This is a genomic window from Paenibacillus sp. XY044 (assembly GCF_002257645.1).
Taxonomy (GTDB): Bacteria; Bacillota; Bacilli; order Paenibacillales; family Paenibacillaceae; genus Paenibacillus_AQ.
Window position 1 is genome coordinate 46462 of record NZ_NQMO01000012.1, and the last position, 15223, is coordinate 61684.

General features: G+C 56.7%; 9 protein-coding genes. All 9 read right to left on the minus strand.

Annotated elements, in window-relative coordinates; all coding sequences use genetic code 11:
• Positions 1-46 precede the first annotated feature (46 nt).
• Complete coding sequence (locus CJP46_RS31710) at positions 47-2062, minus strand: YIP1 family protein (RefSeq protein ID WP_179281414.1); 2016 nt, start codon at positions 2060-2062, stop codon at positions 47-49.
• 26 nt (positions 2063-2088) lie between these two features.
• The gene (locus tag CJP46_RS31715) at positions 2089-2955 is read right to left on the minus strand and encodes a carbohydrate ABC transporter permease (RefSeq protein ID WP_094599632.1); all 867 of its coding nucleotides are present in this window, start codon (positions 2953-2955) and stop codon (positions 2089-2091) included.
• 4 nt (positions 2956-2959) lie between these two features.
• Positions 2960-3931: a carbohydrate ABC transporter permease gene (locus CJP46_RS31720; protein ID WP_256992623.1), complete on the minus strand. Its 972-nt coding sequence runs from the start codon at positions 3929-3931 to the stop codon at positions 2960-2962.
• On the minus strand, positions 3928-6882 hold the full coding sequence (locus tag CJP46_RS31725; RefSeq protein ID WP_094599633.1) for an extracellular solute-binding protein: 2955 nt from the start codon (positions 6880-6882) through the stop codon (positions 3928-3930). The genes CJP46_RS31720 and CJP46_RS31725 overlap by 4 nt, the downstream gene beginning before the upstream one ends.
• Entirely contained in the window at positions 6879-7997 is a 1119-nt protein-coding gene (locus CJP46_RS31730) for an ABC transporter ATP-binding protein (RefSeq protein ID WP_094599634.1), read from the minus strand. The genes CJP46_RS31725 and CJP46_RS31730 overlap by 4 nt, the downstream gene beginning before the upstream one ends.
• Before the next feature lie 240 nt (positions 7998-8237).
• The gene (locus CJP46_RS37675; RefSeq protein WP_094599635.1) at positions 8238-8336 is read right to left on the minus strand and encodes an S-layer homology domain-containing protein; all 99 of its coding nucleotides are present in this window, start codon (positions 8334-8336) and stop codon (positions 8238-8240) included.
• Between the two features lie 137 nt (positions 8337-8473).
• Positions 8474-12871: a glycosyl hydrolase family 28-related protein gene (locus tag CJP46_RS37455; RefSeq protein ID WP_306431112.1), complete on the minus strand. Its 4398-nt coding sequence runs from the start codon at positions 12869-12871 to the stop codon at positions 8474-8476.
• 232 nt (positions 12872-13103) lie between these two features.
• Positions 13104-13964 (minus strand): NAD-dependent epimerase/dehydratase family protein, encoded by an 861-nt coding sequence (locus tag CJP46_RS31745; RefSeq protein ID WP_094599732.1) that lies wholly within the window; start codon positions 13962-13964, stop codon positions 13104-13106.
• Positions 13965-13990: 26 nt separating this feature from the next.
• A complete protein-coding gene (locus tag CJP46_RS31750; protein ID WP_094599637.1) occupies positions 13991-15202 on the minus strand; it encodes an enolase C-terminal domain-like protein in 1212 nt (403 codons plus the stop codon).
• Positions 15203-15223 lie beyond the last annotated feature (21 nt).

Sequence of the window (15223 nt, forward strand, 5' to 3'; positions counted from 1 at the left end):
GATGGCGGCAGGCCATTTTGCTTGGCGAAATCGTCGTTTGGCAGCGTTAATGATAGATGTTCACCTCTTTGTAAAGCTCATAGAAAAAGTCGTACAGGTTATAGGACAATCCGAAAATGATGAAGCCGAACATCCAGATCGTCAAAATCGCAAACACCGAGATGGCCGAGTTTTTCAGCGTCTCCAGGAAATCGAAGTTGTGGATCACCTGCGTCATCACGATGAGCATGGCCAGCAGCCATACGGTCATGATCGTGTTCAATGCATGAATGATGACCGCCTCATCCAGCGATGCGATGTTGGATAGCAGGATCGTCGGGACCGAAAAGAACACATAAGGCGACAGCGCATAGACGCTGCCCTGAATGACTTCCCGGAACCGGCCTTCCCCGTCCTTGATGCTGCAGACCAGGTAGTTGGCGATGATCCAGGTGACCCATGGCAGGGCAAACAGTCCGAGTTCCTTCACCAGATTGACTTCCGAAAGGTCGACGGGATGGAACAAAAATCCGGTGAAATAGACTCTGCACAGCTTGATGCCGATGACAAGGAGCAGCAGAGAGATCGTGATCCAGGCGGGAATCCTGGCCTCCTTGATTTTGTAGAATCCCTCGTAGGGATGAATCAGGACGTAGCCCAAATTACGGATGTACGCCAGCGGCTCTTTCCAGGATGCCGGCAGCGGTCGCCGGCGCAAGGTCCAGCGGATGAAGCGATAGCCGAAGTAAACGGCAAGCAGCACCGCCACCAGGCCGGCTACCAGGGCGACAAAATGTCGCTGAAGCCATTCCATCCGGATCTGCCAAAAGGCCTTCGAATAGCCGTCGGTATCGAAAGCGGCTTTCATGTAGCTCAAAGCTTCGTCATTGCGGTCCTCGTGCAAAAACACTTTCCCCAAGCCTTGAAAGGTCCCGTTGTACATATCGTTGCGGGCATAGACCGCCTCCCAGTACGGCTTGCTCTCTTCGTATTTCCCGTCCGCATACAGCGCGAGCGCCTGAAGTGCACTGCTGCCGAAAGCGGTACGGACGTATTTGTGGACCGTATTGGTACCGCTGTCGGATATCCAGACTGCATGATCCGAGTCGATGCCGATCCCGGTCGGATAACCGAGCACGCCGTACTGCTGCGTTTCTTTATCGATGTCACCGAACTCGAACATGGCCTCACCGCTGCGGTCATAGAGATTGATGCTCATGGAATCGAGGTCGATGTTGTATAGGAAGCCTTCCGGATCAATGGCAACGTCGACGATGCCATGTCCGTTCACCAGCGTCTTGTTCTTAAAAGCGTCCACCCCGCCCGCGTTCAGCTTGCGGATCGCTCCCTTTCCTTCCCCGCCGGCGGTGGCCGTGTACACAAATCCGTCCGGATCGATCGCCACATTCGTAATCGGCTTTGGAAGCGCGCCTTTTTCCTTGGACAGCTGCTCCTTGTTCAGCACCAGCTTCTTCAGCCAGTTCAGCATCGACTGATCCGCCTTGTTCGCGCCGAAATAGCCCATGAATTCGCCTTTCGGATTCAGCCGTACCAATCCCTGATACGAGGAGTTCAGCTCGATGTACATCACGCCGCGCCGGTCTACGACAAGTTTGACGGGAACAAAATGCTCCGTGCCGAGCAGCGGGGTATCCGGTTTCTTGTACTCCTTCCGGAACCGTCCGCTCCCGTCAAACACGGCGATCCGCTGATTTCCGGAGTCCGCCACGTATACCTCGTTGTCCGGAGTGACGTATACGCCCTCCGGTCCCGAGAGCTGACCCTTGCCTTCGGCGTCGCCGATCGTCCGGAGCAGCGTGCCGTCCGGATTCAGCACCGCAATGCGGTCCTTCTTCTTGTCGGCGATATAGACCCGGTCGTCGGCGGCGATATCGAGATCGGCCGGTTCCCCGAAATCGGAGGAGATGGCCCCGGCCGGACGGTATATCGGCTGGATGCGGAACCATGACGCTTGGTTCGAGTCATAATAGGACGTCATATATGGAGGTTTGGCCATAGCGGTACCCGGCAGGGACGTCAAGACGGCCATAAAGACTAGCAGTAATGGAAACCATTTTTTCATCGTTCCGACTTCCTTTGCTGATGACATTACTTGATACCGGAATGGACCATCGTCTCAAGCACTCTGCGCTGAAAGAGCAGGAAAATGATCAGATTCGGGATGAAAATGAGCAGCCCGGCCGCCGCCGCCATGTTCTGGCCCGCCACGTTGTTCTGCAAACCGCTCAGCAGGCTGTTGACGTAGAAAGCGAGTGTACGCATCGTCTCCTTTTGCATGAACAAGGTCGAAGTCTCCACGTCTCCCCATACGCCCTGGAACGTCAAAATCGAAATGGTCGCGATCGCCGGAACGGACAGGGGCAGAATCATGCGCACGAAGATGCCGACATGGCCCGCGCCGTCGATCCGGGCCGCCTCCATCAGATCGCTCGGAATTTGCGAGATGAAGCCGACGAGCATAAACACCGCGACGGGCGATGCCAGCGACGGCAGGATATGCCCGAGATACGTATTGTTCAGCCCGATGCCGTTGATGACGAGATATCTCGGAATGGATACCGTTTCGGGCGCGAACATCAAGGACAAGGTAATCAGCGACATGATGAGCTGTTTGAAATGGAATTGGTATTTGGCCAGAACATAAGCCGCCATCGTACTGACCACCACGACGCTGACCAGCGTCAGCGAAACGACGATCAGACTGTTGAACAAATACCGCGTGAACGGCACCGTCGCATTGGACGCATGCAGAAAGAGCGTCTCGAAATTATGCAGGGTCGGATGCCGGACGAAAAACCGCGGCGGAAACAGGAACAGCTCGTTTTGCGGCTTAAACGCATGGTTGAAGATAAAGACGATCGGCAGCGACATGAACAAGGCCAAGCCTGTAAAAAGCGTGATCAAAATGACCTGAAAGGGCGACGCCGTGCGGAGTCGGCGCAATTTGGGCATCATGGGCTTACAGTTCCTCCTTCGAGTTAAACATCCGGTAGGCAAACCTCATCACGAAGTAACTGAGGAGCAGCAGAATGACCGAAACCGCTGAGGCATAGCCCAGTTCGAACCGGATGAACGCGTAATCGTCGACATGGTTGATGATGAGATGCCCCGCATATTGCGGCGTAATCTGCATCCCGGTTAGCTGGGTTGAAATACTGCCGGCCTTCAGGGTCGAAACGATCGTCATGACGGCGCTGAACAGCATTTGCGGTTTCATGGACGGCACGGTTATGTAGAACACTTCCTGCAGCCGGTTCGATATGCCGTCGATCCGTCCAGCTTCATACAGCTCCCGGTTGACCGTCTGCAGACCCGCCAGCATCGCCAGGAATCCTACGCTGAAGCTCATCCAGAGGGATACCACGATCATGATTTTCAGCAGGTACTTCGGATCCTGCAGCCAAGTTACCTGGGAATCGATCCACCCCATATTCAGCAGGAAGTTGTTCAAATAGCCGACGCGGTCGCCGCTGAAAGCAGCAATCCAGACGACCGTCAGCGCCACGCCGCCCGCCATGGACGGCGCGTAAAACACCAGCGTGTAATAATCGCGCACCTTCATCGGAAGCTGGTGAATGAGCCAGGCAAACAGGAAAGACAGCAGGTATCCGCCTGGCCCGACGATCAGTGCGAACACGAATGTGTTCGGAAGCGCCTTGGTCAGAAAGATGATGTCCTGCGTGAACAGCGCGATAAAATTGTCAAAGCCGATAAAATGCAGCTTGCTGAATCCGTCGTAGGACGTGAAGCTGAGCGTCGCGGCCATCACCACCGGAATGACAATAAAGACGAGAAAGCAGATGAGAAAAGGAGCCAGAAACGCGTAGCAGAAGGCATCCTTCTTCAAATCCAGCACAAACCGTTTCAGCTTGATCGCTACCGGGGATGGCGGCTTCGCGGCTGGCATAGCGGGCGTAACTTCAGTTTTCACGGCTTAGCCTCCTCCCAGTTAAAAGGTTCGGTAATTTGCGGCACATGCAAGTTCCCCCCCGCTATGCCGAAGTTCCGCTGCCTGCGGTCCATCTCCCGCTGCAGCGACAGGTTGGCCTCTTCCAGCGATTCGCTCGCCGGCATGCCGTCAAATACCGTCTTGTTCCAGGCAAAGTCCATCTCCCGGGCCAGGAAGTAGTATCCTGGAACATTGGGCAGATTCGCCGCCCAGCGGGCCTGCTCCCGAATCGCTTTCAGGTCTTCGGACGGCCAGCTCAGCGACTTCATCGCCTCGACGTTGGCCGTATTCCAGCGGTACTCGATGCCGTAGTACGACTCCATATCCCCGGCGTACCTGGACTGGACATCCGCGGAAGTCCACCATTTCAGAAACTGCCAGGCCGCATCCTTTTTGTTGCTCTTCTTCATGATCATGGCCGTGGACAGGCCCTGCGGCGACCAGCGGGCCACTTGACCGTCCGGCTGCTTGATCCCCGGCAGGGGCGCGACTTTCCAGTGCCCCGTGATCTCAGGCGCAGCCACCTGCAGCTGCACGTACGTGTTGAAGTCGGATATGCCGATCGGGATGTCCCCGTCGCGGAAATGCTGGAAGAAAGCCGGTATGTCGATCGGCAGGTTGTATTTGGTGTACAGCTGCGTCCACTGCTTGAACGCCTTTTGCCCCGAATCGCTGAACAGGCTGGACTTCAGCCCGTCGGGCGTATACGGCGATGCGCCGTTTTCAAGAAAGAGGGTGGCGAAGTCCGCCTTCGGAACGTTCATCGTCATGCCGTTCTCCTGCAGCGTCGGCAGGATGTCAAACACGTCGTCCCATGTATCCGGCGCCTTCAAACCCAAGCTCTCGAGAATATCCGAGCGGTAAAAAAGCAGTTGGAAGTTCTGCACCTCCGGCAGGCCGTAAGTGCCGCCGTTATAGGCCAGGGCTCTCGAAGCACCCGGGATGAACCGTTTCATGACATCGGCGAATCCCGGGTAAGAGGACAGATCCTGAACGGCATCCCGCATCGCATAATCGGCAGGCGTGGCTTCTGCCAGCCCGAGCGCCACGTCGGGCACGTCTCCGGCGGCATTGCCCAGTATCAGCATGTTGGGATTCGGCATGAGATTGATGTTGACCTGAATCCCCGTTTTCGGCGTAAAGTCCTGGCTCACCAGCTCCCGCAGCTCATCGACGTAATCGCGGCCGCGGCCGACCCAGATCTCCAGCGCCCCGTCCTTCTTCTCTCCGTCCAGGTCGTAGTCCATCGTAAAGGAACGGGCGAAGTCGGCGATGGAATACGGGATCCGGGAGAGCGCCGTAGGTTCTTTGAGTCCGGTTTTGGCGTCCGGCGTCCGTACCACGAAATAATCGAGCAGCAGCGGCTGCTGGGTCAGCGTGGACATCCAGGTGCCGATGTTGGCCTGAATCGTGGCGAAATCGTTCACCTTATTCGGAATGCTGTTGACGTCAGCCGCCATGATCTCCAGCATGCTCACCGCCGACGCGATTGCTTGCGACAGGTCGGAGCTGCCTTCATTGACGCGGTTAATGTAGTCCCGGATCAGCTTCAGACGGTCGATCAAGGATTGAAGCGTTTTGCCCGCATTGGGGTCGTATTTATTCATATCCCAGGTGCGGCTGGCGTCCAGGTTGGCATCCGAGGCGCTTTTGCTGTAATTACCGGTGATGAGCCGGATATGGCGGTCGAAATCCGATATTTGCGCCAGGGTATCCTTCAGCGCGATCAGGATCGGCTGCATCGTGCTTGAATCGGCCGTCATTCGCATCGTGTGATTCCCTTGGTTCAGGTAAAATTGATAGGGCCTGCCTTCCGTGTCCGATATCGCCGAGATCTCGAACTCCTTGTGATATGCCAGACCGTAATGAAGCAGTTCCTTGAACGGGACTTTACCGTCAATTTCGATGGTCCGATAGGCTTTGAACCCCGGTCTGTAGTTTTGGAAATTTTTCAGATCGATGACGTACCAGCCGTCGGCCGGAACCTCGAAGCTCCACTCCACCCACTCGCCCGGCTGCTTCCAACGGTTCCCTCCGAGCACGTTATAAGTGATGCGTCCCTTGGGATCCGGTGAAATGTATGGCTCCGACCAGCGGTCCGTCTGAATGGACAGACTCGACTTGCGCTGGAACTGCTCGGCTTCCGTCTGCTTAAACCAGCCCTCTCGGGCCTTCATGGCGGGCTGCTGTTTGACGTATTCCGTATAAGCCGCGATCGGCTGCTGGGTCTGGAAATAGAGGTCCCGGATCGCGACCGCCCCCCTCTCTCCGGTTAACCGGAGCGTGTGCTGCCCTGGCTCAAGGCGGTACAGAAGCGGCTGGGATGAAGCCGAATAATCGCTTGCCGCCTTGTCCGTCCATTCGGGGAGCTCGGTCTGCTGGGGACGTACCTGCATCCCGATTTCGTTGACTTCGTACGGATATTTCGCGTCCTTCCACATCCGTTCCAGCTCGAAGCGCTCCGATTCCGCGAAGGGGAATTTTCCGTCGATCATGGCCCCGCGGATGACGGAGCTTCCACCGCCCGGCAGCGCCTTATAGTCCAAATGGAGCTCATACCAACCGGCCTTCGGGACCGTAAAGGTCCACTCCACCCAGCCGGATTCGTTGTCCCAGCTCAGCATGCTTCGTCCGCTCTCGGCTTCCTTGGACAAGTCCGCATCGGTTGAGGCCGCCTTGTAATTCACCGGATCGAGCCGAATGGCCACCTCATCCGCAGCGGCATATTCACCTTCCTGCCCTTTCATGAGCTGGGCGTAAGGAAGTTCACCTTCCTTGCTTGCCAGATCAAGCAGGTCGGCGGCGGTGACGCTGGTGGAGTAAACCACAGGCTCATCGGCCGACAACCAGCGGACGAGTCCGAACAGAAGTGCGGCAATGATCAGCAGCCTCAGGGAAATGCGCGCGATCCGGGGAAAGGTGGGTTTCTTCATGCCTCACCTCTCCCTACCGATTCCTCCGTACTCTCATCAAAAAAGTGGATTTTGTGCATCTGCATGCCTACGGAGACCACGTCCCCGGCCGTGTACGTCTGCTCAGGATCGGTACGGGCGATCAGTTGAAAGGTACCGATTTGCACGTAAACATAGGAATCCGCGCCGGTGGCTTCGGTCATTTGCACAAGTCCGGTAACGAAACCGGCCTCCTCCAAGCTGCCGCGCTTCAGGATCACGTGTTCCGGCCGCACGCCCAATATGACGCTGCGAACGGTTTTCGGAGCCCGCTCAACATTTCTGCCGAAAGCCTCAGGCAGGAGCAGCCTCATCCGTTTGTTGGAAAAATAGTAGTCTTCGTCGTTTTTCTCGATCGTGCCGTTCAAAAAGTTCATCTGGGGCGAACCGATAAATCCGGCGACAAACACATTGGCCGGTTCGTCATACAGCGTGCGCGGTGCGGCCACCTGCTGGATGACTCCGTCCTTCATCACCACGATGCGGGTGCCCATCGTCATCGCTTCCACCTGGTCGTGGGTGACATATACCGTCGTCCGCTTCAGGTCGCTCTGCAGCTTGATCAGCTCCGCCCGGGTCTGGGCGCGCAGCTTGGCATCGAGATTGGACAGCGGTTCGTCCATCAGAAACACCTGGGGCTCGCGGGCAATCGCTCTGCCGAGCGCAACCCGCTGCTTCTGGCCGCCGGACAGCTGACTCGGCTTGCGGTCCAGCAGATGGGCGATTTCCAGGATGGACGCCACCCGCTTCACGCGCACATCGATCTCATGCTTCGCCGTCTTGCGGAGCTTGAGGCCAAGGGCGATATTTTCGTAAACGGACAGATTGGGATACAAGGCATAATTCTGAAAAACCATCGCGATATCGCGATCCTTGGGGGAGACGTAATTGATGAACCTGCCGTCCAAGTAAAGCTCGCCGCTGCTGATCTCCTCAAGTCCCGCAAGCATGCGCAGCGTCGTCGATTTGCCGCAGCCGGAGGGACCGACCAGGACAAGAAACTCTCCTTCTTCGATGGACAAATGGAAGTCGTTCACGGCGGGGCGGGATTCGCCCTTGTACCGTTTGAATACATGATTAAATGTGATGCTTCCCACCGTTCTCACCTCACGCTATCTAACTGCCGTTTCTACCTTAATGGTAGCGCATTCATAACAGGGCCAAAATGAGGTGAAATTAATGTTTGCAGTCCATTTTTAACGTGTCCTGCTTTTGCAGCGCTGCTGGCCCTGCATTTGCCGGATGCCGGAATCGCCGCAATCTCCCAAGACACAAAAAAGCCTGTGCACGATCGCTCGAAAGCGATGCTATGCACAGGCATGTCATGCTGGCTTGCCCTAAGGCAGCAAATTGTACAAGCGATATATGAGAACCGCCGTTTCCGCCCGCGTGATCGGTTCTTCCGGATTGAACTTGCCATCGTCACCTTGCAACAACTTCGCATTTCACTGCACGAACAGCGTTTTCATTCCGTCTTTGCCCGCCTGAATGCCGCCGAATGCCTAATCAGCCTCCGTGCTGCCCAGGCGGACGCTCACCAGCTTGGACGTTTGATCCAATGCCGGCGATAACGTCAAGGCATGCTGTCCGGATTCGAGCCTCCGCCGGGTGTCCCGCTCCCTGCTGAACCGGAGCCGGCGCCAGAACCGGATTTCCCTCTTCCGTTCGATCCCGGTCCTCCCGGATGCTCCTCTCCGCGCGGAACCGTCCCAAGCTTCGAACCAATGGCAGCGAGCCGAGCCTGCAAGGATGTCTTCAGCCCGCTATCCGGCAGGAGAAGCACGAAATTGGCAGCAGCATCGACGGTGCTGACCTCTTTCTTTTGCATGGCCGACTTCACGCTGGCTTGGGCGGATTTCTCCAGCAACTTCACATAATCGTCCTGGAGGAGGTACAGATTGCCGAACAATCCGGCATCCTTGCTGGCGCCGATACCTCCGTTAAACTCCATGAATCCGGATCGGCCTTCCCCGTCATTTTCGTTGACGAGCAGCGCAAGCCCTATCGGTTTATCGGGGTGGAAGTTGTACCCGGCGCCGTGAAGCGCCTCAAACGGAAGGGTCAGCTCATAATGCGTCACCTTGGCCGTTTTGTCGCGGGTAATGACCGCCTGGACAGATTCCAGCGGGCCCGGCGTTATCCCGTCCGGAGCACGCCATCTCCACTTCTGCACGCTGCCGTCCTCGTTCAGCGCAAAACCGAGCTCGTTCACCTGGCGGCTGGCCCCGCCGTCTTCCTTCGCCAGATCGATGCCGACCTGCAGGCTGTCGCCCTGCCATATATCGCCGTTTGTATACGTCTGGCTATGGACGTTGTCCTTGACGTCTACGTTGACATATAAATGGGTATCATCCCATGTGACCTTGGAGGTAAGTCCGAGATCATTGGCACCTCCCCAGCTTCCGCCAACGCTGTAATAATGCTCCGGACCGGACACTTCAATCGAAGGCGCATGCTCCGGAGCCTTGCTCCGCGACGCAAAGGACTGGGACAGTTTGAGCGAGGCTTCATAACTCTCCCCATTGTCCAGCGTAATCCTGAATTTCAGGGAATCGGCTGATAAGTAAGGGATGGCAACGCTGCGTGTTTCCCCCTTCTTCAGATTTTCAAAACGGATCGGCTTCAGCGATTCCTTATACATGACGGGATTGACCCATTCGATCTGTCCCTTCAGCGTTCCATCTCCGGCCGCATTGGTCATCGACAGCACCGTACCTGTATCTTCCGGGTGTGAAGGATCGAAAGGCGCCTTCTCCAGCTTCAGCGTAACAGGATAGAGGTTGCTCCCCGACACTTTGCCTGGGGCATCGTTCTGAATTTGAAGCCCCCCGCTGGCCAGGTTGTTGGAAACGATCATCTTATCAATTTCCGGCCCGGCATACACATGGGTCGTTTGAGACTGCTGGAAGTAGGAATCGTACAGTCCGACGTCGCCGCCGACGGCGTTAATGCCGATGTCGCCGACCTTGGTAAAGTTGGCCTGCTGAATCCGCACAGTGCCCCCGAAGATGTCGAAGGAACGGTTCGTATCTCCCCACATCGAAGAGTTGAAAAACACCGCATTGGAGCCGAAGTCTTTGCCGACCTCAACATAGACTTTATCGGTGGTGCTGATCGAGACCAGCTCCGTGTTAATAAACTTGAGTCCCGCCTTGTCCGCGCCTTCTAGCACGGCTCCTTTTTTGCTTCCGTCCGTGCCGTGGCCGATGACGACGGCCTCAGGCCCCTGCCCATCCTGTCCTTCGAAATGGATACCGAACTTCGAACCGAAGACGAACGTGTTAAAAATAGTCTCCTGCTTCACGTTGCCGATGCGAAAAGCATCCAGATGGTCCTTCTGATAGTTCCAGACCATGTCGGAATCTGCGCTGGTGGAAGGATGGTTCGGGTAATTGCTGCGCCCGTAATAATGCGGATTGAATTGGACGTTCCGCAAATATCCGCCCTGCGCACCTCCGCCCAGGTAAATCCCTTCCTTCAGCGGGGAACCTGCCACGTAATCGATGTAATGCCCGCTCGTATCGTATGTTCCAAAATCGACGGCCTGGTATGGATTGACCAGTGTCGTATCGATCAGGTAGACGTCCCTGCCCTGGCCTTGAACGGTCCATGGGTACGGCTTGACCGGGTTCGCTTCGGTCCACGTTTGATGGTCGTAATATACGGATATTCCGCGAAGGCCCGCCGACGCTTTTAATTGGATCAACGCCGGGGCGTCGGGTTCATTTTGCCCGTAGTTCGTAAAAATGACCGTGCCGCCGCCAATGGTATGGTGCGGAACATCAAAATTGCCGCGCAATTCTACGCCGGTCGGCACGACAAGCGGCTGATCGACCCGGTAGATTCCGGCCGGCATATACACCGTGCCGCCGCCGGCTTCCCCGGCATCATGCAGCGCCTGCTGGATCGCCTGGGAGGCATCCTCATTCCCGGAGGAATCGGCGGAGTAGGGCTCATTCACCACGTTAAACAACCCTCGTGCCGCAGGTTTGGGTTGATGTGCAATATCCACGGAAAGCACATCAGGAAGGCTGTCCAGGACATACTTATCGTCTTGGCGGATGTTCATGTCCGTCGATTTGCTCTGATTCGTTACGGACAGCTTGCCGTCGTATCCCGAGTTGATGGAATTTACCGTTCCGATGTTCCCCTCAAGCAGGAGATGACGATCGGGTTTGGCGAAGCTGGAAGCCCCTAGAATCAACGATCCGCCGCGAGCGACGATCGCATAGTCTTCGCTGCCGTCCCCCCAGTTTTCGAACGTGCTGTTCTCGAAGGATAAGGTGCCGCTGCCCTCGTTCAGGACCGCCTGATCAGGATGTCCGCCCACCTTGACGCCGTTAAACTGAACAATGGAGTTGAAGCCTTGTGTCGCATAAATGGCAACCGGGTGCTGCCCTACGCCAGCTTCGAACCGGCTGTCCGTAATGAGCAGGCCGTAATTGTTGACGCCCTCAATCTTAAGCGCGACATGGCAATCCTCTACCTGGATCTTGTACAGCTGCGCATTGGCGGATTCAAGACTGCCGGTTCTTGTCGTCATCCGCATGCCCGTTTCATATCCGGAAATATGGATGTCCGACATGTATTCCCAGTCGGAGCGGCCCATCACGATGCCCTCGGCATGACCCGTCATGTAATCATGCAGTTCGCCGCGATCGGGCGAACCCTCGAGGCCTGAGCCGGACCAGAGATCCGGGGACAGATGAATCCCCTCCAACCGTCCGATATCCGTCGTATAATCGAGAAAGATGCCTGTCTTCAGCGTGGTACCGTAGAGATTCTTGACGTAATGCAGCTCGTTCCAGTCCGGTCCGATCTTGATCCCCTGATAGGCGTTGACCAGCGTGACGTTCTTGACGGTCGCGCTATCGCCGGGAAGCTGTTCGATCGTCCACGGATAAGGGACCGGATTGGATGCACTCTGTTCCGGGTACCAGATCGACAGGTTCGTCACGCCGCTGGAAGGCTGCAGCTTGATGAGGCTCGTGCCCGCCTCCTGTCCCTTGCCGGTATAGACGGCAAGAACGGTGCCTAGAACCCTGCCGCCCTCCGCTTCCGGATTCGCCCAATCGCCGCGGAGCGTGACCCCCGTCGGGACGACGAGCTCGCTTGTCAGCCTGTACGTGCCTGAAGGCACGAACACGACGCCTCCACCTTGGCCCCCCGCATCAGCCAGCGCCTCCTGGAAGGCGCGGGTGTCATCCGTGCTTCCATCCCCTTTGGCCCCATAATCCTTCACGCTGCGGTCAGCGATGACGATATCATCCGTCGGATATGCCGTATCATAGACCTTGGTTTCGTGGGTCCCCGACGATTCACGGGGCTGCTTCGTCACGGTCACCTTCGCCAAATACAGCTCGGGATTCGGCGATTGTGCCCCGCCGCCAGTGACGCCGATCCGGAAATCCGCACCGTTCGTGCGGTTCTCAAAGCGCGCGTCGCTCAGCTTGAAGGTATGCTCCTTCCAAGTCCCCGAATCTTCGTACGTAAACAGCGGAGCGTCTTTAAAAGCAGATTGCTTGGAATCATATTGAAGGACCATGTCCCCATTGCCGCTGTCATAATATTCGGCCGTTACCAAAACGTCCTGGTTGCTAAGATCGCTTGCGAAGTCGTCATCCACATTGAAATAAAAATAGAGGATGTTATCTCCCGGCTGATTCGGATTGACCTCTTGGTTGGTCTTCCAGTACGTTTTACCGTCCTTTTCGCCCACCTGCAGCCCTTCCTCCGGGCCGTCCCCCGGACGGGCGGTCATGCCTTGTCCATCCGGCGTTTCTCCGAGCGCAATGTATACGGAATCGGTTACCGTTACCGGGGCGGATGGCGGAAGCTGACTGCCGTCCGCCGCATCTTCGTCATCGGCGGCGGCCCTTAGCGGAGCAGGAACCATCCAGAATAAGGTGACGACCATCACGACGACGGTCATCTGCGCAATAAAGCGCCTAAAGCTCAAACGGTTGTTCACGATTATACCTCCCATGCTTGATTCGCTTATCAAGCTGCACGAAAGCAACGCTGCTTCGCTGTGGGATCATGGTTGTATTCGCTTTCAATTTGCAGCAAAAAAAGAGCGGCCGTTCATTTGAAGCTGCAATCCAGACCTTTCACTCATGCCTTGCCTCATTAAAGATGGCACATCCCCCCCCCTTTCCCGCAGGCGACTTGCTTCATCTATGAAACCTGAAGGGAAACCGGCCTTATTGGCCGGCATCCCTCCAGGAATGAGCAGGCTCCCAGTTCAGGACCGACTTTGCCCGGGCGTTGGATACGAACGCCGTAAGCTCATCTTGATCCTTGCCTGGAAAAGGCACCTGCGGATAATACTTGGCTGCCAGCTCGCTGACGCTTGCATCGCTCAGCATGTCGCTGGATGTGATATTCAGACGGCATGCTTCCGCCTTGCCATGTCCGGCCCCTTCCAGCGCAAGCCGGCATGCGGCAGCGGCGTCGCGCGCGTCGACATAGCTCCATAGAATACGGTGATGTCTGGCGGTGTCGCCGAAAGCAGCGATTTCCCGATCGTATTCATTCGGCGCCAGAATCAAGGAGAAGCGGAGGGCATAGATCTCCATGCCCGTACGGCGGGCAAACATGTCGCCAGTCTGTTCGTTCACTTGCTTGGACAGCCCGTAGCTCTCCTGCGGCAGCAGCACATGTTCCTCGTCGACGGGGAGCGTATGCGGCGGGAAAGGATGCTTCGCCCAGCAGAAGCCATAGGCCGATTCGCTTGATCCGAATACGACGCGTTTGATGCCGAGCTTCGAAGCGGCCTCCAGGATGTTATACGTCGCCATAACGTTGTTGGCAAAGATCCGCTCCGGCGAAAAGTTGATGGGATTCGGCACGGCCGCCAGGTGAACCACCGCATCCGATTCGGCCAAAATGCCGTACACCTCGCCAAGCTGGGTCAAATCCCCCTGGATATAGCGGGCATATCGATTTTTCCCGCTTGGCGGGCGGGCATCCGTTCCGATGACCCTGTATCCTGCATTGTTAAGCTCTTGAACTACGTAATGGCCCAATTTCCCTTCCGAGCCGGTCACGACGATTTGCTTCACAATCATTTCCTCCTTCCGGCCGGACCTTACGGACGAATCAGTGTTCCATCCGGCTTGCGGTCCAGCTTGTATGGGTGATGGTATGTTGCCAGGGAACCTTGATCCCTGAGCAGGGCTCCCGCTTTGTGCTCGTCGATATCGATGCCGAGCCCCGGCTTATCGTTCAGTTTCAAATGTCCGTTTTCCAAAACCGCATGACCCGGGAAGGCCTCCTTCTCCTCGCCCCGGAAATGGTTGATTTCCTGTACGCCGAAGCTCATGATCGCCATGTCCAGATGCGCGGCTGCGATTTGGTTAACCGGGTCGTTCTCCCCGCCTTCCTGCCACGCGGTGCGGACGCCGAAAGCTTCACAGACGGCGGCGATCTTGCGGCATGGAGTAATGCCGCCGGCCTTGGAGACGCGCATCCGGACAAAGTCGATCAAGCGCTCCTGCACCAGCGGCAGCCACTCCTGCGGGTGGACAAACAATTCGCCGACGGCCTGCGGCGTGGTGCTCGTTTCTTTTACCCGCCGGTACCAGCCCGTATGCTCCGATTGCAGCAAGTCTTCCACGAAGAACAGCCGGTAAGGATCCAGCGCTTTGGATAAGCTTACGGCGCCGGAAGGCGTCAGATGCTCGTGAACGTCATGCGTAAAGCCCAGATTCATGCCGAACCGCACGCGCAGCTTCTCGAACATGTCCGGGATCGCCGTGATGTAGCTGGCTTCATCGAACACGCTGGCGGAAGGGAATTTCGACGTTCCCTGCGGAGTGACGAATCCGCCTCCACCGTAACCCCCAAGCTGGCAGCGGATCACGCCGAATCCCTGCTCCTGGAAGGCATGCACCTCTTCCTCCAATTGCGCGTAGGTCGCACCGTTGGCATGCGCATAACAAGGAACGGCTGAACGAACCGCGCCGCCCAGAAGCTGGTACACGGGCATTCCCGCTTCCTTCCCCTTGATGTCCCACAGCGCCATGTCGATACCGCCTATGGCGGTATGGAGCGTGGAGCCGTTGCGCCAATAACCGCTCGTATACATCGTCTGCCACAGATCCTCGATCTGGCCGGCGTCCCGTCCGATAAGCACCGGTGCCAGCAGTTCCTCAATGATGCTGACTACGGCTCCCGGCTGGTAGATATCACTGGCCGAGCCGATGCCGTACAACCCGTCCTGATCCGTCATGACTTTGACGATGACCCAGCTTCCATCATGTCTCGTTCGAATGCAGCGTACTGCCGTTATTTTGGCCATACCGCTTTCCCCTCCCCAAAA